This is a genomic window from Pseudomonas viridiflava, assembly GCF_900184295.1.
Classification (GTDB): Bacteria; Pseudomonadota; Gammaproteobacteria; order Pseudomonadales; family Pseudomonadaceae; genus Aquipseudomonas; species Aquipseudomonas viridiflava.
In genome coordinates this window covers 1383945-1406094 of record NZ_LT855380.1, presented here as the reverse complement: position 1 = coordinate 1406094, position 22150 = coordinate 1383945, and the positions used below count along the sequence as shown (strand labels likewise).

At 58.5% G+C, this 22150-nt stretch carries 20 protein-coding genes; 12 read left to right on the top strand and 8 right to left on the bottom strand.

Annotation, left to right across the window (positions count from 1 at the left end):
- Positions 1-3: 3 nt before the first annotated feature.
- Positions 4-996 (bottom strand): alpha/beta fold hydrolase, encoded by a 993-nt coding sequence (locus CFBP1590_RS06635; protein ID WP_080665360.1) that lies wholly within the window; start codon positions 994-996, stop codon positions 4-6.
- A 130-nt stretch (positions 997-1126) separates the two neighbouring features.
- Positions 1127-1828, bottom strand: coding sequence for a uroporphyrinogen decarboxylase/cobalamine-independent methonine synthase family protein (locus CFBP1590_RS06630; protein WP_088234700.1), 702 nt, complete (start codon positions 1826-1828; stop codon positions 1127-1129).
- 106 nt (positions 1829-1934) lie between these two features.
- Between CFBP1590_RS06630 and metR the strand changes: the two genes are divergently transcribed.
- Positions 1935-2852 (top strand): transcriptional regulator MetR, encoded by a 918-nt coding sequence (gene metR / locus CFBP1590_RS06625; RefSeq protein ID WP_029244622.1) that lies wholly within the window; start codon positions 1935-1937, stop codon positions 2850-2852.
- A gap of 15 nt (positions 2853-2867) precedes the next feature.
- On the opposite strand, the gene CFBP1590_RS06620 is transcribed toward metR, so the two are convergent.
- From CFBP1590_RS06620 to CFBP1590_RS06610, 3 genes are all read right to left on the bottom strand, one after another.
- Positions 2868-3278 carry an NUDIX hydrolase gene (locus CFBP1590_RS06620; RefSeq protein WP_029244623.1) on the bottom strand — a complete coding sequence of 137 codons (411 nt, stop codon included), beginning with the start codon at positions 3276-3278 and terminating at the stop codon, positions 2868-2870.
- Positions 3275-4366 (bottom strand): D-alanine--D-alanine ligase, encoded by a 1092-nt coding sequence (gene ddlA, locus CFBP1590_RS06615; protein ID WP_029244624.1) that lies wholly within the window; start codon positions 4364-4366, stop codon positions 3275-3277. The genes CFBP1590_RS06620 and ddlA overlap by 4 nt, the downstream gene beginning before the upstream one ends.
- 152 nt (positions 4367-4518) lie before the next feature.
- Positions 4519-4800, bottom strand: coding sequence for a type B 50S ribosomal protein L31 (locus CFBP1590_RS06610; protein ID WP_004881843.1), 282 nt, complete (start codon positions 4798-4800; stop codon positions 4519-4521).
- Between the two features lie 257 nt (positions 4801-5057).
- On the opposite strand from CFBP1590_RS06610, the gene CFBP1590_RS27840 reads away from it, so the two are divergent.
- From CFBP1590_RS27840 to CFBP1590_RS06585, 6 genes are all read left to right on the top strand, one after another.
- Positions 5058-5210, top strand: a complete 153-nt coding sequence (locus CFBP1590_RS27840; RefSeq protein ID WP_160169234.1) for a hypothetical protein — start codon at positions 5058-5060, stop codon at positions 5208-5210.
- A 223-nt stretch (positions 5211-5433) separates the two neighbouring features.
- A complete protein-coding gene (locus tag CFBP1590_RS06605) occupies positions 5434-7050 on the top strand; it encodes an FMN-binding glutamate synthase family protein (RefSeq protein ID WP_004881842.1) in 1617 nt (538 codons plus the stop codon).
- Between the two features lie 152 nt (positions 7051-7202).
- The gene (locus CFBP1590_RS06600) at positions 7203-8333 is read left to right on the top strand and encodes an OpgC domain-containing protein (RefSeq protein ID WP_088234699.1); all 1131 of its coding nucleotides are present in this window, start codon (positions 7203-7205) and stop codon (positions 8331-8333) included.
- Positions 8334-8566: 233 nt separating this feature from the next.
- Entirely contained in the window at positions 8567-9178 is a 612-nt protein-coding gene (locus CFBP1590_RS06595; protein ID WP_231991856.1) for a hypothetical protein, read from the top strand.
- 120 nt (positions 9179-9298) lie between these two features.
- Positions 9299-9979 (top strand): hypothetical protein, encoded by a 681-nt coding sequence (locus tag CFBP1590_RS06590; RefSeq protein WP_088234698.1) that lies wholly within the window; start codon positions 9299-9301, stop codon positions 9977-9979.
- A 186-nt stretch (positions 9980-10165) separates the two neighbouring features.
- Entirely contained in the window at positions 10166-10846 is a 681-nt protein-coding gene (locus CFBP1590_RS06585; protein WP_054540855.1) for a hypothetical protein, read from the top strand.
- A gap of 51 nt (positions 10847-10897) precedes the next feature.
- Here the strand turns inward: CFBP1590_RS06585 and CFBP1590_RS06580 are convergent, their stop codons facing one another.
- On the bottom strand, positions 10898-11812 hold the full coding sequence (locus tag CFBP1590_RS06580; protein WP_029243793.1) for a hypothetical protein: 915 nt from the start codon (positions 11810-11812) through the stop codon (positions 10898-10900).
- A 312-nt stretch (positions 11813-12124) separates the two neighbouring features.
- Here CFBP1590_RS06580 and CFBP1590_RS06575 point away from each other — a divergent pair, with 312 nt between their 5' ends.
- The 3 genes from CFBP1590_RS06575 to CFBP1590_RS06565 all read left to right on the top strand — a co-directional run bounded on the left by CFBP1590_RS06575 (position 12125) and on the right by CFBP1590_RS06565 (position 16694).
- On the top strand, positions 12125-15244 hold the full coding sequence (locus CFBP1590_RS06575) for a transglycosylase domain-containing protein (RefSeq protein ID WP_088234697.1): 3120 nt from the start codon (positions 12125-12127) through the stop codon (positions 15242-15244).
- Between the two features lie 80 nt (positions 15245-15324).
- The gene (locus CFBP1590_RS06570) at positions 15325-15915 is read left to right on the top strand and encodes a PadR family transcriptional regulator (RefSeq protein ID WP_088234696.1); all 591 of its coding nucleotides are present in this window, start codon (positions 15325-15327) and stop codon (positions 15913-15915) included.
- Positions 15912-16694 carry a siderophore-interacting protein gene (locus CFBP1590_RS06565; RefSeq protein ID WP_088234695.1) on the top strand — a complete coding sequence of 261 codons (783 nt, stop codon included), beginning with the start codon at positions 15912-15914 and terminating at the stop codon, positions 16692-16694. The genes CFBP1590_RS06570 and CFBP1590_RS06565 overlap by 4 nt, the downstream gene beginning before the upstream one ends.
- A 51-nt stretch (positions 16695-16745) precedes the next feature.
- Here the strand turns inward: CFBP1590_RS06565 and CFBP1590_RS06560 are convergent, their stop codons facing one another.
- Complete coding sequence (locus tag CFBP1590_RS06560) at positions 16746-17405, bottom strand: Pr6Pr family membrane protein (protein WP_043306246.1); 660 nt, start codon at positions 17403-17405, stop codon at positions 16746-16748.
- A gap of 42 nt (positions 17406-17447) precedes the next feature.
- A complete protein-coding gene (locus CFBP1590_RS06555) occupies positions 17448-17675 on the bottom strand; it encodes a VF530 family protein (protein ID WP_004881832.1) in 228 nt (75 codons plus the stop codon).
- 314 nt (positions 17676-17989) lie between these two features.
- On the opposite strand from CFBP1590_RS06555, the gene CFBP1590_RS06550 reads away from it, so the two are divergent.
- Together CFBP1590_RS06550 and CFBP1590_RS06545 are read left to right on the top strand one after the other, a co-directional pair.
- Entirely contained in the window at positions 17990-19351 is a 1362-nt protein-coding gene (locus CFBP1590_RS06550) for a carbohydrate porin (protein WP_162864198.1), read from the top strand.
- A 126-nt stretch (positions 19352-19477) separates the two neighbouring features.
- On the top strand, positions 19478-21904 hold the full coding sequence (locus CFBP1590_RS06545) for a glucose/quinate/shikimate family membrane-bound PQQ-dependent dehydrogenase (RefSeq protein ID WP_088234694.1): 2427 nt from the start codon (positions 19478-19480) through the stop codon (positions 21902-21904).
- The last annotated feature ends 246 nt before the right edge of the window (positions 21905-22150 follow it).

Below are 22150 nucleotides of genomic sequence, written 5' to 3'. Positions count from 1 at the left end.
GTTTTACAACTGCGCCAGGCTGCGACCATCTTCGTGCTGCGCCTTCAGGTAAGGCAGCACTGCACCGAGCAACGGGGCCTTGAACGCTTCCTGAAAACGGTGAGCAAGTCCCGGAATCAAACGTAGCTGACTGCCCTGGATATGCGCCGCGACATGCACACCGTGCATCACCGGCAAAAGCGGGTCGGCCGTGCCATGTACGACCAGCACTGGCAAGCGCAGCCGGTTGAGCAGTTCCACCCGGCTGGGCTCGGCCAGAATCGCCATGATCTGACGCTTGACCCCTTCCGGGTTGAACGCTCGGTCATAGGACACCGCCGCCTGATGCAGCAGTTGCGCACGATCATCCTTGACCTCCGGGCTGCCCAGCGCCGCCAGCAGATCGGCCTGTTGTTCGATAGCCACCTCCCGATTCGGCGCGCCACGGCGGGCCAGAAGCTGCATCAGCGCGGGGCTCGGCATCGGCAGCCCCTGGGCGCCAGAACTGGTCATGATCAGCGTCATACTCTCGACCCGCGAAGGGGCAAGATCTGCCAGATGCTGGGCAATCATCCCACCCATGCTGGCACCGAGCACGTGGAACTGCCGAATCTGCAACGCATCCATCAGACCCAGCGCGTCATCGGCCATGTCGGTCAGCGAATAAGGCGCGGACACCGGCAGGCCCAGCTTGTAGCGCAGCACTTCATACGTGAGGTTGGCATCGGCAGGCTGTTGCACCCAGGTCGACAGACCGACATCACGGTTGTCGTAACGAATCACGCGGTAACCCTGCTGACAGAGCGCAACCACGACTTCATCAGGCCAGTGAATCAGTTGCCCGCCCAAACCCATGACCAGCAGCAAGGCAGGGTCGGATTCACTGCCGATACTCTGGTAGGCAATACGGACGTCTTTAAGGTCGGCCACGTGCACAGGAACATTGACATCGCATCGATCAGCCGCAAAGGACTGCAGGCCGCACAAAAGCGCGGCCAGAAAAATTAAAACCCGCATGAAAAACACCAAAAAACAGATCCCCAGTAGGCAACGAGTCTGATGATGTTTTGCAAAGCGCGCTGCCACAGTTACGTGACAATTTGATGAAGGGTGCTCAACGGTCGTTTACGGACCTGAACCGAACCGGTCAGGCACAGGCCAGCAGCAGGTTGTCGCCAAACCGGGCACGCGCTTCCTGAACCAGTTCGACCTGATCGCTGGCGCTGCCCAGGGACAGGACCTTGTAGGTCGGCAGGCGATCAAACACCGGCCCCAGTTGCTCGGGCACGCTGACGCTGTCGATGTGCAGGCCGGTGACCGGCAACAAGGCGGCTACACCAAGGTTGTCCTTCAAGTCGCCACGGTAGGTCGCGACCAGCTTTTTCAGCGGCGAGTACTGAAGGATGTGGTACGCGCGCTCGAACGCGTTGCGCCACTCCAGCGGCAGGTCCAGGGTCAGGATCGGCTCATCGATCTGCACCCACTCGACGCCTCTGGCAGCCAGTCGACCGAAAATCTCGCCATAGGCCGGCAGCAGTCGTTCCAGCAGGTCGAGCTTGTCGAGGCCCTGTTCTGCCTGAGCAAACCAGAGATACGTCAGCGGACCGATGACAGAGGTTTTGTGACCCTGCGCTTCGGCTTCCTGAGCATCCTTGAGCAGCGGCTCCCAGTCCGGCTGGAAACGCTGATCCTGAATCAAATGAGGAATCAGCGACGAAAACTGCTCGGCCAGCCACTGGTCTGGCGTGTGTGAAAAGGATTCATCACGCTGCCAGCACGCCCGCAGAGCCTGTTGCAATTCACGATCAGCGCCGATGCGCAGCGAGTCAGGGGTGTGTGCCAGAGCCATGAGGCGTCCTCCATAAAAGATGGCGCTATTGTCGACAGCGGAAGCATCATGAGACAAACTCATTTTTTTCGTGTTGATCACAAATACTATTCATGGAGCACTGACCGTGCTTGAGATACGCCACCTCAAAACCCTCCACGCCTTGCGTGAAGCCGACAGCCTCGTAGAGGCGGCGGAACGTCTGCACCTGACCCAGTCGGCGCTCTCACATCAGTTCAAGGAACTGGAAGAGCGCATGGCCATGCCGCTGTTCGTGCGCAAGACCAAACCGGTTCGGTTCACCAGTGCCGGTCTGCGCCTGCTGCAATTGGCCGACTCGCTGCTGCCTCAGCTTCGCGCTGCCGAGCGGGACATCGCGCGGCTGGCGGGCGGCACGGCGGGTCGCCTGCACATGGCCATCGAATGCCACAGCTGTTTTCAGTGGCTGATGCCGACCATCGACCAGTTCCGTGATGCCTGGCCGGAAGTGGAGCTGGATCTGTCCTCGGGTTTCTCGTTCGCCCCGCTGCCCGCGCTGGCCCGTGGCGATCTGGATCTGGTGGTGACTTCGGACCCGCTGGAGTTGCCCGGCATCACTTACGTGCCGCTGTTCACCTACGAAGCAATGCTCGCGGTGGCCAATCAGCACGCACTGGCGAGCCGACCCTACGTGGTTCCTGAAGACCTGCTGACTGAAACGCTGATCACGTATCCGGTGGAGCGCGACCGGCTGGATATCTTCACGCGCTTTCTGGAGCCAGCCGACATTGAGCCCGCGCAAGTGAGGACGTCGGAACTGACCGTGATGATGATGCAACTGGTCGCCAGCGGCCGTGGCGTATGCGGCATGCCGCACTGGGCGCTGCACGAGTACAGCTCCCGCGGCTACGTCAAAGGCAAGCGGCTTGGGGAGAAGGGGTTGTTCGCAACGCTTTATGCCGGTATTCGCGCCGACATGCTGGACGCGCCCTACATGCGCGATTTTCTGCTGACCGCCAAGGACACGTCATTCTCGACGCTGGACGGTGTCAGCGCGGTTCGCTGACACCTTGCCTGCAACTCAGACGACCTGGGCCTGGCGCTGCCTGTAGAGCGGCAGAATCAGGTCGCGGGTCAACGGCGCCAGATGCAGCTCCACGTCAGTCTGCGTGCCGACCCAGATCACTTCCTCGATCTCGGCAGCAGGTATGGCCTGCACATCGGTCATCACCTCGAACAAATGGCAATGAACCTCAAAGCCCGGTTCATTGGCGGCAGGCGCGGTGAACTCGCCGAGGAACGCGGCCTGTTGCGGATCAATGATCAGCCCCAGCTCTTCCTCCAGTTCTCTGGCCAATGCCACGGCTGCGGCTTCGCCTGGCTCGATCTTGCCGCCCGGCTGCATGAACGCCTGGGTGCCGCGCTTGCGCACCAGCAGGGTCTTGCCATCCGGAGCGATCAGCAACGCTGCCGCGATAGTAATGATCTTCATGCAAAGATATCCGTCTTCAGCAGTCGCGACTCGTCGGCGCGTTCCAGGGCCAGCGTGATCAGGCGATCGATCAGCCCGGCGTAGGAAAGACCGCTGGCCTGCCACAACTTCGGGTACATGCTGATGGAGGTGAAACCAGGAATGGTGTTGACCTCGTTGATGATGATGTCGCGCGCCTCGGTGACGAAGAAATCGACCCGAGACAGCCCCGCACAACCGAGCACCTTGTAAGCGGTCAGCGCGACATTGCGCACCTCGTCGCTCAGATCGACGGCCAGCTCTGCCGGAATCGCGATGCGTGCCTGATCACCGTTGAGGTACTTGGTGTCATAGGCGTAGAACTCGTCATTGGCGACCACTTCGCCGCACACGCTGACCTGCGGGTCGCGGTTGCCCAGCACCGCACATTCCACTTCACGACCCACGATGCCCTGCTCGATCAGCAGTTTGTGATCGAACTGGAAACCCAGCGCCAGCGCGGCCTTGAAACCGGCTTCGTCCATGACCTTGCTGACACCGACCGAAGAACCCTGACTGGCCGGTTTGACGAACATCGGCAGGCCCAACTGACCGGCCACCTCAGCAAACAGAATCGTCTGACCGCGGGTCAGCACCACGAACGGCGCAACGGCAATCCCGGCATCGCGCAGCAGACGCTTGGTCACGTCCTTGTCCATGCAGGCAGCCGAGCCGAGCACGTCAGGGCCTACAAACGGAATCGCCAACAGGCGCAGCAAGCCTTGCAGCGAACCATCTTCGCCAAAGGCGCCATGAATCAGCGGAAACACCACGTCGATACGCGACAGTTGCTCACCGGACTCAACCTCGACGAACTGCCCTTCAGTGCTGCCCGGCAGAAGTGCCAGACGCTTGCCCGCAGTGCTCAGGCTGATCTTTGCCGGGTCGCCCGCGTTGAGCAGGTAATCGCTTTCGTCGAATCGTAACCAGTTGCCCAGTTTGTCGACGCCGATCAGGGTCAGCTCATAGCTTTCACGATCAATTGCGTTGATCACGTTGCGCGCAGACTGCAACGAAACTTCGTGTTCGCTGGATTGCCCACCGAAAATGATGGCCACTGACTTTTTCAATGCGGGTACTCCTGTTTTTCAGGCCGCGAAGATAAAAGCAATTCCCGCCAATAGTCCAGAGGACGAGTGGTCGCAACCCGCATTCCCGGCAAAAAAAATCCCGGTCGAGGGCAATCCTGTGCGGATGGCCCCTGACCGGGACGGGTGATGGATCATTGACCTGCCGAAGCGTCTTTCTTACTGCCAGAACCAAAGGTGGCAAAACGCTTGTTGAAGCCTGCGATCCGGCCTTCGCTGGTGGTCTTGCGTTGCTGGCCGGTGTACATCGGGTGCGATGCACTGGACACGTCGAGAGCGACGTAGGGGTACGTATTGCCGTCGGTGTGCTGCTGCGTGCGCTCTGTATCGACGGTGGAACCGATCAGAAAGTAGGCGTCGGCTGCAGTGTCGTGGAACAGCACGGTACGGTATGCGGGATGGATATCGGGTTTCATGGATGCCTCCAGGCAGCAGGTGATTTAAGCGTTATACAGTAACATAACGATATTTCCAGATGATAATGATTCCTGTCGATTGACTGCATCGGCGGGCTTGATCGAGGCCCGTGTTTCACTGCGACTGCTTGCTGGGTACGTCAATAGGACTGGGGTCCTGTGCAACCCTGCGATGCTGGTGGTTACGTCTCGATGCTGCAGAACGCCTTGCAGGAAGTTATCAGGGCCAGAACTCCGCCGGCCCCCACGACCGATTCATGCACAAGACAGACGAGTTCGGTTTCGTAGCGCTCAACACGAAGGAACAGGCCCTCATCCAGCCTCGCTGGACCAGCCTGGAAGGTCGTGAAGAGGTGTATGCCGCAACCGCACGTCTGCGACATCTCAAACCCCGCGTGCTGGAAAGCTGAACGAACGCTGCGGCACAGGCAAAAGCCATCACCGGCACGTCATTTACTGCTCACACCGATAGCGGCAATCCGCTACATTCCAAGGGCGCTCCCTGTCGACCCGCTCGTGCGAGCAGGCCAGGGGCGCAGACACTCCGGCAGCCCCGCAGTCCTGCAAGTCGTCACAGGCAGGCGAAGACGGGGCGCCCAGCGCAGAAAACCGCCATTAGTCCAAGGATGTCGTATGAGCCTCTCGCTACTCAGTCGTTATGCCGTTTTCGTCGGATGCGTACTTTTCACACTGTTCAGCCTGCCGCTCTGGCACCACGAGTGGCTGTGGCCGTTCACGCTGCTGACCGCCGTTCTGAGCGTCGTGGGCATCATCGACCTGCTGCAGTCGCGGCACTCGGTTCGTCGCAATTACCCGATCCTGGGCAACATCCGCTACGCCGTCGAAGCGATACGCCCTGAAATCCGTCAGTACCTGCTCGAGTCCGACAGCGACGCCCTGCCCTTCTCGCGGGCCCAGCGCTCGCTGGTGTACTCGCGCGCCAAGAACGAATCGGCGGACAAGCCCTTCGGCACGCTGATCGATGTGTATCAGACCGGTTTCGAATTCATCGGCCACTCCATGCGCCCTGCTCCGTTGAGCGACCCCAACAGCTTCCGTGTGTCGATCGGCGGTCCTCAGTGCTCGCAGCCCTATTCGGCATCGATCTTCAATATCTCGGCCATGAGCTTCGGCTCGCTCAGCGCCAACGCCATCCGTGCGCTCAACAAGGGTGCCAAACTGGGCAACTTCGCCCACGACACCGGCGAAGGCAGCATCAGCCCTTATCACCGCGAGCACGGCGGCGACCTGACCTGGGAACTGGGCAGCGGCTATTTCGGTTGTCGCACAGCGGATGGCCGCTTCGACCCAGAGAAGTTCGCGGCACAGGCTACCAATCCGCAGGTGCGCATGATCGAAATCAAGATGAGCCAGGGCGCGAAACCCGGTCATGGCGGCATCCTGCCCAAACATAAAGTGACTCAGGAGATTGCAGATACCCGCGGCATACCCATGGGCGAGGACTGCATTTCGCCGTCCCGGCACAGCGCGTTCTCCACACCTTTCGAGCTGATGCAGTTCATTGCACAGTTGCGTGAGTTGTCGGGCGGCAAGCCGGTCGGCTTCAAGTTCTGCCTGGGTCATCCGTGGGAGTTCATGGGCATCGCCAAGGCCATGCTCGACACCGGAATCTACCCGGACTTCATCGTCGTCGACGGGACAGAGGGCGGAACGGGCGCCGCGCCAGTGGAATTCACCGATCACATGGGCACACCGATGCGTGAGGCACTGTTATTCGTGCATAACACGCTGGTTGGCCTGAACCTGCGCAGCCAGATTCGCCTGGGTGCCAGCGGCAAGATCGTCAGTGCTTTCGACATCGCCAGCGTGTTGGCAATTGGCGCCGACTGGGCAAACTCCGCACGAGGCTTCATGTTCGCCATCGGTTGCATCCAGTCACAAAGTTGTCACACCAACAAATGCCCGACCGGCGTTGCGACTCAGGACGCGCTACGTCAGCGGGCGCTGGTGGTGCCGGACAAGGCCGAGCGGGTGTACAACTTCCATCGCAACACCCTCAAGGGGCTGGCTGAAATGCTTGCGGCGGCAGGTCTGGATAACCCTTCGCAACTGGAAGCCAAACACTTGGTACGACGCATGTCAGCTACGGAAATCAAACTGTTCTCGCAAACCCACGTCTTCCTGCAACCGGGGCAGTTGCTGAACGGCGTGCAAGACGACAGCTTCTATTCAAGGATGTGGCGGATGGCCCGCGCCGACAGTTTCGAACCGGCCGATGAAGTGGCGTAGGACTGCATCTGGAGACATTCTGTAATAGCCTGATTTTGCAATTGTCATGATTTGACGCCACCCTGCCGCGCCGCCGAGAGAGACAGACTGGCGGCGCGGAACCTCAGCCCTGTGCGGCTCATCTTATTAGCAACTTTCAAGAGTCCACCGTTATGACTAACGGACGCGATCATCGAATCGACTTCTTTCGAGGTCTGGCCCTGATCTTCATCTTCTGGGATCACGTGCCGGACAACCCTCTGGCCCAACTGACCGTGCGCAACTTCGGCTTCAGTGATGCGGCGGAGATCTTTGTGTTTCTGGCGGGCTATGCGGCCATTCTGGCCTACGGGCGCATTGCACGGCGCGAAGGCCTGCTGGTTGCAGGCGTGCGGATCCTGCGGCGCACTTGGGTGCTGTATGTGGTGCACATCTTTCTGCTGACGCTGCTGATGGGCATCGTGTTCGTCGCCAACAACCACGTCGAAACCCGCGACATGGTGCAGCAGATGGGCCTCGAATATTTCGTCGGCAATCCGCAGCAGGCATTGGCCGACGAACTCCTGCTGCGCTTCAAACCCAACCTGACCGACCCGTTGCCGCTGTACATCGTCCTGCTGCTGACTCTGCCCCTTACTCTGCCGTTGATGCTGCGCAAGCTGGAACTGGCGGTGGGGCTGTCGATTGCGCTGTACATGATGGTGCCGCTGTTTGGCTGGAACCTGCGCGCTTACGAAGGCGGCGGTGTCTGGTACTTCAATCCGGTCGCCTGGCAGTTGCTGTTCGTGCTCGGGGGCGCCTGCGCGCTGCGGGCTGAAACGCACGTCGCCAACGAACGTCGCCCGTTGCATCGGCAACCGTTATTCATCGTATCTGCCGTTTATGTGCTGATCGCAGGCGCACTGACTTTCAGCGAAAAATGGCCGGGCCTGCACACAGCACTGGTGTCGACGCTACAAGTGGAAGCCTTCTACCCCATCAGCAAGACCGACCTCGCACCGGTTCGCCTGCTGCACTTCCTGGCGCTGGTCTACGTGGTTGCCCGCCTGCTGCCCACCACCAGTACCTGGCTCGATAACTGGCCCGCCCGCCAGACCTGCCGCATGGGCCGCTACTCACTGGAAGTCTTCTGCCTGGGCGTACTCTTGGCACCTTTGGCCGACATGGCCAATGCCCTGGCGGGTGACACCTGGCCGATGCAAGTGACCACCGCAGTGATCGGGTTGGGACTGATGATGCTCATGGCCAACGGACTCGAACTCAACAAACGCTTCGACAAAGCGCCCCGCCTGTTGCCCACCTGAGAACAGCATCACACTAGACAGTCCTCTCGGAAGTTTCCTACTGCTTTATCAGGCCAAGTTTTTCTGAACATGGCCGTTATCCGGTATGAATTCAACGGGAGGGTAATGCCTTGAATATCAATACCGTGACAAGCTATGTAAGCACACTAACGTCTGAAAGACCGTTCCAGAATAGGGAGGTAGGAAATATCAGTCGGGATATCGTCGCCCTGTCGATTCCCCCAGAAAATCTGATGCTGCCATTCAAAGCTGTCCGCGATCCGAATGAGGAGTTTTACCATTACGAAAAAGCGCCTTGGCTGACCGAACAAGCCCAAGGCGATATGGACAACTACCTCACGCAAATTTCCAGTGAGTTTTTCGAAGTTAGCCGGCAAGAATTTCTGAAGGAGGAAATCGGGAGGTTTCAAGAATCCGCCTGCAGAATGTTCGACGACTTTCACGACTTCAAGCAGCAGCTTTCCTACCTAAACCCGGAGCTTGCCAAAAAACACTATGGATTCACACTCGGCTTCGATGAGCACATCAAGGTAACCGACCCGGACGGTGTATTGACGCCCGCCGAGCATACTTACCTTACCGAGGAGCTTAACAAGCGTCAGCCGCTCAAGGATGCGCTGGTCAACAATGCCAAGAGCATCATGACGCTGCTGGACCATTACCCGGAAAAATTCGGCACCGAGCACACACTCAATCTTGAAGGCTTCAGCAAGGTTATCGATTACGGCCAGGTATTCAGCCGCAACACCATCGGCAACTTCATGGACACCATCATCTACCAGATCGAACGTAATGCCCCTAAACGCGAGGTCGTGGAGGACGTACAGGTGGATGTTCACGTTTGAATTGAGAAAGGCTTCACAACGAAACATCGTTTCGGAAATGCCCTACAGGGTTATCAGGCCAAGGTTTTAAATTTACTGCCGTTATCAAGAAAGCGTCATCCATTCAGCAAGGAGCGAGACATGAATATCAACAGCGCTATTGCAATACCGTTGAAACCTTACATGCCAGCGCCTGACCGTGTGCCTCAGGCGACCGAACCGGCACCATCCGATGTACTGACGGATCAGCAAAAGAAAGAAGCTTTTGCAAAAGAGTTTTACACGAGGGAGGAAGAGCCATGGAAGGGGAAGTTCTTCAGATATAGCGATGACACCGTAAAAAATGAAATGCGCGAGATGACGAAAGATCGATATTTAATTTTTACAGAGCTGGAGGCTTGTAATGAACTAGGCAACCAATACGCATTTTTTAATCTCTTTAAAGCGCAGGTTTCAGATACACGGCCCGATTTGGCAGAGAAAAGCTTCAGCTTCACTCTTGGCGACGACGCGGAGATCAAAATACTGGACTCCGGAAAAAGTCTGAGCGATGACGACTTGAAGTGGTTGACCAGAGCCATCAACTCCGACGTCGACTTCAAAAGCTCGGTCAGACAAGGTGCGAAGCTTATCATGAGCCTCGTTGACCACGACCCGAAAAATTTTTCGGGGAAAACCAACCTTACCCTCTTAAACTTTCAGGATATTGTCGACCTCGGGAAGGTACTCTCAGGCCCAATCGACATAACGGAAGGATGGATGAAGCAAGTAAAGGAGCATGACGAGAAAAACCGGGACTCCCTGATCGATACCTATGCGTAGGAGTTCCAAAACGCTCTCCGCAAGCGAGAAGCTCGTAGAGCGACCATTGATAGATAGCACGCTTAACTTGAGAAAACGGTCACACCACAGCGCACTCTCGGAAATGCCCTACAGGGTTATCAGGCCAAGGTTTTTAATTCACTGCCGTTATCAAGGAAGCGTCATCCATTCAACAAGGAGCGAGACATGAATATCAACAGCGCCACTTCAATGACCATGAAACCTTACATGCTAGCGCCTGACCGTGCACCTCAGACGACCGAACAGGTGCCATCCGACGTAATGACGGATCAGCAAAAGAAAGAAGCTTTTGCAAAAGAGTTTTACACGAGGGAGGAAGAACCTTGGAAAGGAAGGCTCGTCAGATATAGCGATGACACCGTAAAAAACGAAATGCGCGAGATGACGAAAGAGCAGTATTTAACTTTTGCGAGCATGGAGGCTAGCATTGAACTCAGCAACCAATATTCATTTTTTTGCTACTTCAAAGAACAGATTTTAGATGCGCGGCCTGACCTGGCAGAGAAAAACTTCAGCTTCACTCTTGGCGACGACGCGGAGATCAAAATACTGGACTCCGGAAAAAGTCTGAGCGATGACGACTTGAAATGGTTGACCAGAGCCATCAACTCCGACGTCGACTTCAAAAGCTCGGTCAGACAAGGTGCGAAGCTTATCATGAGCCTTGTTGACCACGACCCCAAAAACTTTTCAGGGAAAACGAACCTCACCCTTTTAAATTTTCAGGATATTATCGACCTTGGGAAGGTGATTTCAGACCCAATCGACATGACTGAAGGATGGATGAAGCAAGTAAAGGAGCATGACGAGAAAAACCGGGACTCCCTGATCGATACCTACGCGTAGGAGTTCCAAAAAAAGACGCTCTGCAGCCAAGCGGAGCGCCCTTTTTAAAATTTACGGCCTTGCATGCAAATTGGTTAGCCAGCGCTTACACAAATGCCCTAGCTTAAACGTGTAAACTTTGTCTTCCAGACGACCCGTTAAAATATTGCTAGCGCTGTAATCCCCCTTCCCGTAAAGCGTACTCCATGTAAATCTGGTCTTGTCGGTGAATTCATAAATATCGTTTGCTGGCCAACCTCCTTCACAACGGTTGAATTCAATCAGCCGTGATATCTTCCCTTCTTTATCGGATGTAAAGATTTCATGAATCTCTTCTTTAGTGCCCGTAGTCAGTGAAAATTTTAGCTGACCACCCTCCAACGGATACGCCTTACTGTCCGTAAAAGTTGCCTCCAGCGTCGCCTCTTTGAACGCCTGAGTCGCAAGAAATCCTTCTAGGTACGGCTGAAAAGCCGAAATCGGCAAAATACCCTTCTCGTCGAGCAGGTCGTAATTCATGTGAGGAAACGACCCGAGCACGATTCGGTATTCCGCGCTTTCAAACTTGACCCCATCAACGGCGAGGACGCGGACGTTGACTTGAGAACCGGAGTTCAAGCCAGATATTTTTTGAGCGCCTGGATAGTGTTTGGGCTTCCACGCACCGCCATCAACTTGATATTCAACCTTCCAAAGCTTGTTGTATTGGCTGCCGGGCGTGGTCAGCAATACATCTTGACCGCGAATCGCAGTAAAGCTGTACTGATGGACCGCCGAAGTACTCTCTAGCGTCTGATTAATCTCGTGAATCTTGTCGGAGAGTACGACCGCGTCTGGAATTTCCGCACGCAGCGTCGATGTTTCCTGTTGAGCATCCGGCACAACACCTGCAACATCGCTTTCGCCCTGTGCAAATGCATGGCAGGACATCGCCAGAAACAGTCCAGACAAGAGCAAGCGGCCTGTAGCGCTTTTATTGTTATCCATCTTAAATCCTCAACTTCAATCCGTTAATTTATGTCAGGCATCATTGCCACTGACTGCCTGGACGTAATCAGTTGAGTCGCTGAAGATCAATACCAAAAACAACTTTACGGAAACATCCTACACATTAATAACTCGCAAATTTTATATATATACCGCAGATCGGCCTTTCCTGGTTTCCACTGGCTCGAATCTGGCTGACTACCCCTTAACGCCTGCAACGCCCTCTAAATTCCTCCTGACAATTTCTCCTGCAATCCCGCCCAGCGTCTAAGCTTGTCTCAGGTGCGTTAACAGGGTGACGGGCCATCGACTATGGGCGTATTCAGGCATTCCGATAGCAGGCAAGATGTGATTTCCGCTGACCGTCAGGATGACCCACGCGCGCCGAAGCATCCCCCTCGTAAACGTTACGGATGGCGGGTGTTCTGGGTGGTCGTGGCATTGGGAGGTGTAGCGCTGGGTGCAGCGGTGGCGGTCGAGAGCCGCAGTTCCAGGCTTCAGGCCCGGGAGTTCAGCCGTTTTGCCGCCAACCTCAGTTACTCGGTGCAGCCTGGACCGAGCACGGATGTTGTGTACCCGGGTGACGGGCCTTTCGACAAACGTCTGGGATATTCCTCGCTGGACGACTTCCTGCCGCGTCTGCTGAAGCGCGATTACGTGATCACCCGACAGGTGCGCTTTTCACCCGAGTTGATGCGTTACAGCCAGCGCGGTTTCTTTGTGCCCTATCAGGAAAAGATTCAGGCGGGGCTGTCGATCACCGACTGTCGGGGCGCGCCACTGTATGAGTTCCGCTATCCACAGCAGTTTTACCCAGCCTTCGCCGACATTCCGCCAGTGGTGGTGCACAGCCTGCTGTTCATCGAAAACCGCGACCTGCTCGACCCGCAGCAGCCGCTGGCCAACCCGGCAGTGGACTGGCCGCGCTTTGCCAAGGCGGCGTGGTCGCAGATCGCGAGAATGCTGTCACTGCCCGGCCAGTCGGCAGGCGGCAGTACGCTGGCCACGCAGTTGGAAAAGTACCGTCACTCGCCGGACGGACTGACGCAATCGGGCTCGGAGAAGATCCGGCAGATGATCTCTGCCAGTGTCCGGGCCTACCAGCCGGGCTCGCAGACGCTGGAGGCGCGCCAGCATGTGGTTCGGGATTACCTCAACAGCGTGCCGTTGTCGGCCGTGCCCGGGCATGGCGAGGTACACGGTCTGGCCGAGGGGCTGCGGGTCTGGTTCGGTGCGGACTTTGCCAGAACCAACGAAATTCTCGCGTCCAGTCCTGCCGACAGCAAAGGCCTGGCCGAGAAGGCGCTGGCCCTGCGCGAGGTGCTGTCACTGGTGATTGCCCAGCGCCGCCCTTCTCACTATCTGGCCAAGGGTCGACTTGAACTGGCAGAGCTTACCGACAGCCACATTCGCTTGCTGGCGCAGGCCAACGTCATCGATCAACCCCTCGCCGACGCAGCGCTGGCGGCGACGGTCACTTATCGCGACTGGGTGCAGCAGCCTACGATTCAAGCGATCGAAACCAACAAGGGCATCAGCGTTGCGCGTACCCGTCTGTCGAACCTGCTGAATCGGCCCCTTTACGACCTGGACCGTCTCGACCTGTCGGCCACCAGCACCCTGCACGGCCAGTTGCAGACTCAGGTCAGCCAGTACCTGCGTGATCTGGCCGACCCGGAGTTCGCCCGCAGCATGGGGCTGATGGGCGAGCGGCTGTTGTCGCCGGCCAGCACCGCGCAGGTGCGCTACAGCTTTACCCTTTTCGAGCGCGGCGCCGATGGCTCGCGGGTCAGGGTGCAGACCGACAGCACCGACCAGCCCTTCGACATCAACGAGGGCAGCAAGCTGGAGCTGGGCTCGACCGCCAAGATGCGGGTGCTGACGACCTATCTGGAAATCATTGCCGAGTTGCATGGGCGCTACGCCGACATGAGCGTTGCGCAGCTGCGAAAAGTCCCGATTGAAGAACCGGATCGCCTCACGCGCTGGTCAGTGGATTATCTGCTGCAGAACAAGGACCGCGACCTGTCGAAGATGCTCGCGGCGGCGCTGGACCGTACGTACTCGGCCAGCCCCGGAGAAGCCTTCTTCACCGGCGGCGGTATGCATCGCTTCAACAACTTCAGACATGAAGACGACGGACGCATCCCGACCTTGCGCGAATCGCTGCGCGAGTCGATCAACCTGCCGTTCATTCGCCTGATGCGCGACGTGGTGCGCTACAGCACCTATCAAGCGCCCAGCAATAGCGCGGCGTTGCTCAAGGACGACGACAACCCGCGTCGTCAGGAATACCTGAGCCAGTTCGCCGACCGTGAAGGCACTGTGTTCCTGCTGCGCTTCTGGAAACGCTACAAGGACAAGACCACGCAGGAACGCCTCGACACCTTTCTGGATGGCATTCATCCCACCGCCATTCGCCTGGCTGCCGTGCATCGTTACCTGCTGCCTGGCGCCGACCGCACGACCTTCAATGCCTTCGTTCGTGCGCACCTTGAAGACACGAGAGCGACGTCGAAACTGACCGAAAAACGTCTGGCGGATCTGTATGACAGTTACGGCCCCGGCGCCTATGACCTGCCCGATCAAGGCTACGTCGCGCGGGTACATCCGCTGGACCTGTGGCTGGTGGGCTATCTGCTCAAGCATCCCGACGCCCAGTTCAAGGACGCCGTGGCCGCCAGCCGTTTCGAGCGCCAGGAAGTCTATGGCTGGTTGTTCAAGAGTCGGCACAAGGGTGCGCGCGACAGCCGCATCCGCACGATGATGGAGGTCGAGGCGTTTCTGGACATCGAGCAGCGGTGGCAGCGTGTGGGTTATCCGTTCGACCATCTGGTGCCTTCGCTGGCAACCGCCATCGGCAGCTCCGGCGATCGTCCGGCCGCACTCGCCGAGTTGATCGGCATCATCCAGAACGATGGCATCCGCCTGCCCGCGGTACGCATCGACAGCCTGCATTTTGCCGCCGACACGCCTTACGAAACCGAACTGACCATCAACCCGGAACTGGGCGAACGGGTGTTGCCATCCGAAGTCGCCGCAGCCATGCGCGAGGCGCTGTCCCAGGTGGTGGACGGCGGTACGGCGAAACGCGTGCAGGGCACGTTCAAAATGCAGGATGGCAGCGTGCTGGCGATGGGTGGCAAGACCGGCACCGGGGATAACCGGATAGAGAGCATCGGCGCAGGCGGACGCATCCTCAGCTCGCGGGCCGTCAACCGCACGGCGACGTTCGTGTTCTACATCGGCGACAACCATTTCGGCACGCTGACGGCTTTCGTTCCAGGCCGTGCTGCCGAAGGCTTTCGCTTCACCTCGGCACTGCCAGTGCAAGTCCTCAAGGGCATGGCGCCGATATTGACGCCCTATCTAGAAGATCACGGAAAGGCGATGTGCAGCTCGCCGTCTACCGGAGAAATCACAGGGACGTGAGTCCGTTACCGTTCGTCATCCACTTTTGCAGAACCATTTAGATATATCTTAAGGTATATCTAACTTGTACAGACAGAGAGATGAAGACCATGCGTGATGACGCTCATCACCCCCACCCTCGCCCCCCACACGCTCGTGAAGACCGAGACGGTTTTGAAAAACGTCCCGGCCGTGAACGCGGTGGACGCGGCCCGCGTGTGTTTGCCCCGGGCGATCTGAAATTACTGCTGCTGGCGCTGATCGCCGAGCAGCCCGCCCACGGCTATGACCTGATCCGCAAGATCGAAGGTCTGTTCGATGGCGCCTACTGCCCAAGCCCCGGCGTGATCTATCCGACCCTGACCTTTCTGGAAGAAAGCGAACTGGTCACCGGCGACGCTCAGGCGGGCAAAAAGCTGTACACCGTGACCGAGGCCGGTCGCACGTCCCTGCTGGAACAGACCGTTGCACTGGACGGCGTACGCACCCGCATCGAGGTCAGCAAGCGCTCGCTGCGGGGCCACGACCGACCGCCGGAAATCCACGAAGCGGTGCACAACCTGCGCCACGCCATGCACATGCACGACGGCCGCTGGAGCCCGGAAGAAATCATTCGGGTCCGCGACCTGCTCAACAACACCGCCAAGGCCATCGTCGATGGGCCGCAATCAGCCTCGGAGCCGTCGCAATGACTTCAGACCACACGACCCAGGAACAATCGATCCACCGCGTCATGCATGAAATCAAACGTCGCAAGCTAAAAGTGCTGCGCGTGACTCAACTGACGCCGCTGATGCGCCGCATCACCTTGCAAGGCCCGGAGCTGAGCGGCTTCATCAGCCTGGGCACCGACGACCACGTCAAACTGTTCTTTCCACGCACGCCCCAGGAGCAGGAGGCGCTGGAAACCCTGACGCCTGGCAGCGACAAGGACGCGCCACGCCCACCGATGCGTGACTACACGCCGCGTCGCTATGACGAAGCCACGGGCGAACTCGATATCGATTTCGTGCTGCATGGCGAAGGCCCGGCCGCCACCTGGGCAGCGCAGGCTGAACCGGGACAGTTCCTGCACATTGCCGGCCCCAAGGGTTCGATGGTGGTGCCGGACATGTTCGACAGTTACCTGTTGATCGGCGATGAAACCGCCATTCCGGCCATCGCCCGTCGTCTGGAGTCGCTGCCGGCCAACCGCGCTGCGCTGGTGGTGGTCGAGGTGGCGAACGAACAGGAACAGCAGGTATTCCGGAGCGCGGCCCAGGTCGATGTGATCTGGATTGTGCGCGGCGAACAGAACCTGATCGATGTGACGCGTCGTCTGGAAATGCCCGAAGGCAGGCTCTACGCCTGGGTGGCCACGGAATCCGGCCTGTCGCGCAAGCTGCGTCGGGTATTGCTGGAGGAGTTCGGGCTCGACGAAGCGTTCGTCAAGGCCGCCGGTTACTGGAAGCTGGACGGCGAAGACACGTAAATCGAAATGGTCTGGCGCGCTTGGCTGCGCCAGACTAAGCAGCGGTCCTCTTCATTTCTGACGACGCGACGCCCAGCGATCCATACCCACCAGTATCAACGCGATCACCACGAACCCCAGCAACACACCCAGCGCGTTGATGAAGGCTTTGGTGAAACCGATCGTGCCGATATCGATGAACGGGTACATGTAATCGCCGATCACATCGCCGCGCAGCAGGATGTAGGCGAAGTACACAATCGGGTACAGCGCCCATAACAACACATGCTTCAGGCGCAACAGCCCCTTGGGCACGCACAGCCACCAGTACGCCAGAAAGGTCAGCGGCATCACGTCATGCAGCAATTCGTCGGCGATGAACTGCCAGCCTTGCGGGTGCCATAAATGGCGCAACAGGATGTTGTAGGCAATGCCGACCACGGCGATGCTCACCGCGATGCCGCTGCACACCACAGGATCGCGAAAGAACCTGTGCCCCGCCGACTGTCGCTGGCTGAGCGCACAGCTCAGCGCGACCGCCACCAGCGTATTGGTGAGCACGGTAAAGAAGCTGAAAAACCGGACCAGTCCTCCCAGCAAGCTGGCGTGATCCATCCAGCGGCCGATCAGAATCAGATACAGCTGAATCGCAAGCCCCGACCAGCCCAGACAGGCGGCCAGCAGGAGGATGTAACGCTGCCGTTGGGAACGAGGCAGGTGGTGACTGTGCATCGGTGTGCTTCCTTGGATATCAGCCTCCCTGCCATGCGTTGATTACCAGCCTTTACTGCGGTGCAGCTTCTTGTACAGCCCTTCCACCTTTTCCCGCGCCCACGGCGTCTTGCGCAGAAACGTCAGGCTGGACTTGATGCTCGGGTCGCTCTTGAAGCAGCGAATGTCGATGCGTTCGGCCAGGCCCGACCACTCGTAGTGCTCGACCAGGGCGGTGAGAATCTGCTCCAGCGTGACGCCATGCAGCGGGTCGGTATTGGGTGTCGTCATGTCAAACCTTGAAGCCCGTGAGTGGGCGCAATACAGGAAGGTGCGCACCTTAGCCGAGCCATCGGACATCGGAAAGGCTCAAGTGTGCGTCAGGGCTGAATCCCCCGTTAAAGATAGTCCTTTAAAGCACTGTTACCAAACCTGCAATGATCCATGTCAAGGAAAGCCCTTTTCGTAAACTCGTTAGCGTCCTATCATTGTCGCCTTCATAGCTGAACCGATTCTCTGCATCCGGAGTTTCACCGATGACCGCCCAGACGGTCACGGAGAGCCTTGTCGTTCCTGAAAAAAACCAAAAAAGAATGCCCCTTTTCATGCCCAATTCATCAAAGCATTACCGCTTCGCCACGGTTCAACGTGCTGTCAGTCTGTGCGGCCTGACACTGCTCGGCCTGGCAGGCACAGTCCATGCCGCGCCCGCCCTGTCTCCCGACTCGCCCTGGATGCTGGGTGACTGGGGCGGCAAGCGCACCGATCTCTCGACGCGTGGGATCGATTTCAAACTCGATTACACCAGCGAGACCGGCGCCAATCTGCACGGCGGTTACAACCACGACAAAGCGACCCGCTACAGCGACCAGATCGCCGTCGGCGCTCATCTGGACCTGCAGAAAATCCTCGGCTGGCATGACGCCGAGTTTCAGCTGACCCTGAACAACCGCAACGGCGACAATATCAGCAACGACCGGATCGGCGACCCCCGCACCGGAACGATCTCTTCCTCGCAGGAAGTCTGGGGACGCGGCAGCGTTACCCGACTGACGCAGATGTGGTATCAGCAGAAATTCTTCGACCAGGCCTTGAGCATCAAGCTCGGCCGCTTCAACGAAGGTGAGGATTTCAACAGCATTCCCTGCGACTTTCAGAACCTGTCGCTGTGCGGCTCGCAGGTCGGCAATTACGTCAACACTTGGTACAACTGGCCGATCAGCCAATGGGCGATGCGCATCAAGTACCAGCTCACGCCTGAAGTCTTCGTGCAGGTCGGAGCGTTCGAACAGAACCCGTCCAACCTGGAAAACGACAACGCCTTCAAACTCAGCGGCAGTGGCACCGAAGGTGCGGTGTTGCCGGTGGAGTTGGTCTGGTCGCCCAGCGTCGATGGCCTGCCGGGTGAATACCGCGCCGGTTATTACTACAGCACCGCTGATAGCGAAGATGTCTACAAGAACACCGACGGTCAGCCCGCCGCCCTCACCGGGACGGCGTATCGTGGTGCCTCGAGCAAACACGGCGTGTGGCTCAATCTGCGCCAGCAGGTCACCGCTCAGGACAGTGATGCCAGTCGCGGTTTGACGCTGTTCGCCAACGGCACGCTGCACGACAAGAAAACCAACATGGTGGATAACTATGTTTCGGTCGGCATGGTCTACAAAGGCCCGTTCGACGCCCGTACCCAAGACGATATCGGCCTGGGTCTGTCACGCATTCACGTCAATCCGGCGTACCGGAAAAACGCTGATGCACGAAATCAGGCAGCAGCGGTCTACGACTACAACGACCCATCCTTCACGCCTTTGCAGGACACGGAATACAACGCCGAGCTGTATTACGGCGTGCATGTGGCCGACTGGTTGACCGTGCGCCCGAACCTGCAATACGTGCGTCATCCGGGTGGGCTGGACGAAGTCGACGACGCGCTGGTGGCTGGATTGAAAGTGCAACTCTCGTTCTGACCAACGGTTGAATTCAACCGCTGGTAAATCGTCTCAACAGTTAGTTCGGTTTCAAGAGTGGTCCAGGGTTTTGCAGAGGTTGCAGCGCCAGGGGTCAATCATTCAATTCTCGCGGAGATTCGCATTATGAGCACTGATGGTGCTTCGGGTAGAAATCGTCTGTTACCGACACTGCTCGGGCTGGTGATTCTGTTGATGGGGCTGGCCTTGGTGGTCGGTGGCATCAGGTTGCTGCAACTGGACGGCTCGCTGTATTACCTGCTGGCCGGTATCGGCTTTGCGGTAACCGGCGTGCTGTTGATGACCGGGCGCAGCGCTGCGCTGGGTCTGTACGCGTTGCTGCTGTTCGCCAGCACGGTCTGGTCTCTGTGGGAAGTCGGTCTGGACTGGTGGCAACTGGTGCCGCGTCTGGCGCTGTGGTTCGCGCTGGGTCTGGTACTGCTGCTGCCATGGTTCCGCCGTCCGCTGCTGCGTAACGGCCCGGCCCGCATGGGCACCGGTGCGTTGAGCATCGCCGTGGTGCTTGCCGGTCTGACCGCGCTGGCCAGCCAGTTCACTAATCCTGGCCGCATCGAAGGTCAGCTGGATCGCGAGACTACGGGCACGACCAACACCGCACCGGCGATGCCTGACGGTGACTGGCAGTCCTATGGCCGTACCGCCTTCGGTGACCGTTACTCGCCGCTGGCGCAGATCACGCCAGAGAACGTGAGCAAGCTGGAGCCGGCGTGGACCTATCGCACCGGCGACATCCCAGGTCCTAACGATCCGGGCGAGACGACCGCCGAGAACACCCCGCTCAAGGTCAACGGCATGCTGTACGTGTGCACGCCGCACAGCCAGGTGATCGCACTTGACCCGGATACGGGCAAGGAAATCTGGCGCTTCGATCCGAAGATCAGCACCCAGAACGCCGAGAACTTCAAAGGCTGGGCGCACATGACCTGCCGTGGCGTCACGTATCACGATGACGCAGCCTATGCCGCAGCTGGCGCTCCGGCTCAAAGCCCGGCAGCCCCTGCTGCGACTGACGCTTCGACTGCAAGTGCTTCCTGCCCGCGCAGGATCTTCCTGCCGACTGCCGACACTCGTCTGATCGCCCTGAATGCCGACACCGGCAAGATGTGCGAAGACTTCGGCAACAAGGGCTCGGTCGATCTGACGGCCAACATGGGCACCTTCGCGCCAGGCGGTTACTACTCCACCTCGCCTCCGGCCGTGACCAGGGACCTGGTGATCATCGGTGGCCACGTCACCGATAACGTCTCGATGGATGAGCCGTCCGGCGTGATCCGTGCGTACGACGTACACACCGGTCGTCTGGTCTGGAACTGGGACAGCGGCAATCCTGAAGCCACAGCGCCTATCGCTGAAGGTCAGGTCTACACTCGCAACTCGCCGAACATGTGGTCCATGTTCAGCGTCGATGAAAAGCTGGGCATGATCTACCTGCCGATGGGCAACCAGACGCCTGACCAGTGGGGCGGCGACCGTACGCCTGAGTCCGAGAAGTACAGCGCGGGCCTGGTTGCACTGGACATCGCCACCGGCAAAGTGCGTTGGGATTACCAGTTCACTCACCACGACCTGTGGGACATGGACGTGGGCGGTCAGCCGACCCTCATGGACATGAAAACCGCTGACGGCGTGAAACCGGCTGTACTGGCTTCGACCAAGCAGGGCAGCATCTACGTGCTTGACCGCAGCACAGGCAAAGAGATCGTACCGATCAAGGAAGTGCCGGTCCCACAAGGCGCGGTCGAAGGCGATCACACCTCGCCGACCCAGCCCAAGTCTGACCTGAACTTCATGCCGCCTCCGTTGAAAGAGCGTGACATGTGGGGCGTGACCCCGTTCGACCAGATGCTGTGCCGGATCGACTTCAAGTCCTTGCGTTACGACGGCCCGTTCACTCCGCCATCGCTGCAGGGCTCGATTGTTTATCCAGGCAACTTCGGTGTGTTCGACTGGGGCGGTATCTCCATCGACCCGGTTCGCCAGATTGCGTTCGTGAACCCGAGCTACATGGCGTTCCGCTCCAAGCTGGTGCCATCGGCTGAAGTGGAAGGCGGTCCGGGTCGCAAGAGCGAAACCGAAGGCGTACAGCCAAACAAGGGCGCCCCGTATGGCGTGATCCTGGAAGCACTGCTGTCGCCAATGGGCCTGCCTTGTCAGGCACCGGCATGGGGCTACGTGGCTGCGGTCGATCTGACCACCCACAAGACCATCTGGATGCACAAGAACGGTACCGTACGTGACAGCTCGCCGGTTCCGATCCCGTTGACCATGGGCGTTCCAAGCCTGGGTGGTACATTCACCACCGCCAGCGGCCTGGCGTTCCTGAGCGGTACGCTCGATCAGTACCTGCGTGCCTACGACGTTCGTAACGGCAAGCAACTGTGGGAAGGCCGCCTGCCTGCAGGCGCTCAGACCACGCCAATGACCTACACCGGCAAGGACGGTCAGCAATACGTGCTGGTCGTGGCTGGCGGTCATGGCTCGCTGGGCACCAAGCAGGGTGACTACGTAATGGCGTTCAAACTGCCGAAGTGATGTTCTGCTGAGGTAAACGAAAGGCGGCTATCGAGAGATAGCCGCCTTTTTTGTGGCCTCGATGATCGTTCCCATGCTCCGCGCTTGGCGTTATACACAAGTCCTCCTGGAGGAATACGATGATGATCGTTCCTACGCTCTGCGTGGGAATGCCTCCCAGGACGCTCCGCGTCCGCTCTGGAATGTGGCGCAGATGTGTGCCCAAGCTCCAGCGTTATCCAAGTCATGCGCTCGGCTTACTGAATC